Origin of the sequence: Coleofasciculus sp. G3-WIS-01 (genome assembly GCF_040223135.1) — a bacterium.
In the GTDB taxonomy this organism is placed as follows: Bacteria; Cyanobacteriota; Cyanobacteriia; order Cyanobacteriales; family Coleofasciculaceae; genus Coleofasciculus.
In genome coordinates this window covers 1-3,121 of the sequence record NZ_JAVJZI010000079.1, presented here as the reverse complement: position 1 = coordinate 3,121, position 3,121 = coordinate 1, and the positions used below count along the sequence as shown (strand labels likewise).

The 3,121-nt window shown below is 46.1% G+C and carries 4 protein-coding genes; all 4 read right to left on the bottom strand.

The window, feature by feature from the left end; genetic code table 11:
• Positions 1-1,035, bottom strand: a 1,035-nt coding sequence (locus RIM23_RS08505; protein ID WP_446366191.1) for an RNA-guided endonuclease InsQ/TnpB family protein, incomplete at its 3' end; no start/stop codon positions are given.
• Between the two features lie 58 nt (positions 1,036-1,093).
• Entirely contained in the window at positions 1,094-1,261 is a 168-nt protein-coding gene (locus tag RIM23_RS08500) for a hypothetical protein (protein WP_446366189.1), read from the bottom strand.
• Positions 1,262-1,345: 84 nt separating this feature from the next.
• Positions 1,346-2,617, bottom strand: a complete 1,272-nt coding sequence (locus RIM23_RS08495; RefSeq protein WP_446366187.1) for a sensor histidine kinase — start codon at positions 2,615-2,617, stop codon at positions 1,346-1,348.
• Positions 2,618-2,620: 3 nt separating this feature from the next.
• Positions 2,621-3,121 (bottom strand): winged helix-turn-helix domain-containing protein (locus tag RIM23_RS08490; protein ID WP_446366185.1); only part of this gene is annotated, 501 nt, incomplete at its 5' end.

Below are 3,121 nucleotides of genomic sequence, written 5' to 3'. Positions count from 1 at the left end.
TTTTTTTCCACCAAGATTAGAAATGATTTCACCTGTCCAGCTTACGGTTTTACTGGTGTAGGCTTCATTGCAATCAAGTACGACTTTGCCCGTCTCAAACGCCTTGTGCTTCAAGAACCTTTCAAAGCGGTAATGCGCCCAAGACAACATCTGTCTAACCGATTTAGACCTGAGTTTTCTTGTGGACTTAACCACCATTTGAGATACGTCAAACGTCGGGAGCAAAATGACATCAAAGTGATCGACTAAGAATCGAGCAACCTTGTGATGCATCTCGTCAATTAAATGGCGAATTCTCAACCTCAATCGGTCAGCCGCCTTTTTTAATCTCCGACGCTGCTTGGCTTTGGCTTTAGTTATACGGGAAATTAAATCATCGAGGTAATAACAGAGTCGTTGGATGCGTCCAATATCTCCCCTCCCTATCCAGCCAAAGCTATCTTCAGTGAACAAGGTTAGAAATGAGCGAACGCCAGGGTCTAGCGCCACGACACGTCCTTGGTTCTCGGACTTAATTCGTGGCACGTCATGGGGAACGCAGATGTAGTGTTGACCATGATGGAACACCAATCGGCAATCCCCAATATTGTCGGGCAACTGTTCTGTGTAGCGTATCTTACCCAATATTGTGTGATATATTCCCAAGTGGGTTACGGCTGATTTAGGAATATAACTTGACTGAATTCTGTCTTTACGGGAGCGAAACTTAACTTTTTGGATTTGCCCCGTTTTCTTGTATTTTTTCTTAGCTTCTCTTACGGCTGTACAAGCGTCCTTAATAGCTATTGATTTAATTTGATAGGGGACTTTTTTGCACCACTCTGGCAATGAGTTCAATAACCCTCCCTTGATTGCCTTCCAGTTAGCTTTACTGTCGGGTTGCTGCAAGTATTCAACGGTTCGATTGAAAACAAACCTTGATACTCCCATCCATCTTTTGACCAGGTTTCTCTGCTCAGGGTTTAGGTAGATTCGGATCTTCTTTGATTTTCTTACCGTACTTTCTCCAGTCCTGCATTCGGCTAGAGTTGACATGGATAATGGAGAGTAGAGCCTGGGCAAGTTCTGATTTTGGACAGTGTACAGATTGGTCTCAAACCACGATGCTTCCACCGTTTGGCTCGAGAAGGTACTGTATAAGCTCTCTTCCCAATCGGCACAATCGGTCTTTACAGGCAACAACAATTGTGAGCTTATCCCCTTCAAGAAGTCTGTCCAGTAGGGAACGCAATCCTTTCCTTTTGATGTAGAGACGCGCCATGGCGCGTCTCTACCGGCTTCTCTCAAAGGAATATAGCCAATATGAGTAAATGTAAGCCAATATGAGAATATAGTATCATACTGGCTATCTGTTATCAACCTCTGTGGGAATACCGATTCCGGTATCTTCAACCTGAATCAAGGCTTGATCGGTGGGTGTAAGTAGACGCAGTTCGATCATGCCTCCGGCGGGTGTATAGCGGCAAGAATTACTGAGGAGATTCGCGATCGCTTGCCGCAACAAATTGGCGTCGGCATTGACTTCAACCGCCATTTTGGGTAACTGACTCGTCAGCGTTAGCTGATAGGTTTTCGCTTGCGGTAGCCAATCAACCACTAAATTACTTAATAAATCGCTCAGATCAACACATTGGAGTGAATCAGCCGTCAATAACCCTTCATGTCGCGCCAAAAATAACAAATCACTCACCAGTGAACTCATCTGTTTCGTCAGATTGACAATCTTATCGAGTCGTTGGCGCAGTGGAATTGACTCTTCTTCCAAGTCATCGAGATCCATCAATCCCACCTGAGCATTACTCAACACTGCCGCTAAAGGCGCCCGCAATTCATGAGAGGCATTGGCGGTAAATCGTTGGAGTTGCTCACAGACAATCTCCAGACGTTGATTCGTTTGACGCAAGCGATCTTCTCGGTTGGCTAACTCTCGTTCCAACTGATAGAAAAGGTGAACGGCAAACCAGGCACTGAGCGTCCCAATCACACCAAAAATACATAACACAATCCAGGTAATTTGTCGATAAAAGTCTTGGTGTTGTCGGCGTTGTACCCATAATTCTTCCTCGGTGTGGGCAAAGCGATCGATTTCTATTCGGGTAGCATCCATCGTCGCTTTTCCTTCCTCTAACCACGCATAGAGAGAGGCAACTGGAACAAAAATATCGGTTTTTCCCTGAATGAGTTTTAGTTCTCGCTGTAAGGTTAATTTCTGTTGAAAAATCCTTAAATTCTCATCAACCCGTCTCCGAATATCCTGTATGCGTTGGGTTTGTTGAGGATTGTCTTGTACCAGTTGTTCTAATCGATCCAACGATTTAGGAATAATCGCTTTAGCCCGGTTGTAAGGAGTCAAAAATTCATCTCGTTGGGTTAATCCATACCCTCGAACTCCGGTTTCCGCATCAACCAAGGCATTTAGGAGACGTTTTGTTTCCAAACGCACAATTTGAGTGTGTTGCACCCAGGTTTCATCTTCCACCAAGCTGGCTTTCAACCAGGCAAATGCCGACAATGCCATGAACAAACAGGTTACGGGAAGTACAATAATCACAGTTCCCCGCACTCGAATCGGCAGTGTTTGCCAGCGTTGATGAACAACAGAAACTGGATGAGTCATATCTCAAGCAGAAGGCGGTTCAAGACGATAACCTGTGCCGTAGAGGGTTTCAATCCAACCGTCTACACCCATTTCGCGCAACCGTTGACGCAGGCGTCTAATCCGAGCGGTTACCGCATTACTTTCGGGTTCCTCTCCCCATTCCCATAGTGCCTTCTCAATCTGATCGTGAGTGAGGATCTGGTGAGGATGGCGCATCATGTACTCCAGAAGTTGAAAATCACGGCTTGCCAGTTTCAGGCTAACGCTTCCCCGTTCCACGCGCATGGTGTCGAGATGCAGGGATAGATCGCTAACTTGCAACACGTCACCGCACCAGAGGGGCGCTCGTCGCCGCAAAGCCCTCACCCGCGCCAGCAGTTCTTGAACAAAAGTTGAGCGCAGTCCCCATCTAAAATCGCAAGATTTAGGTGGGGGAAAGCGAAACACTAACAATTTTGGTAGAATTCCGACAGGTACGGCGGCATTTATTTGTTCGGCACGACCTACAGAACCTAGAAAACT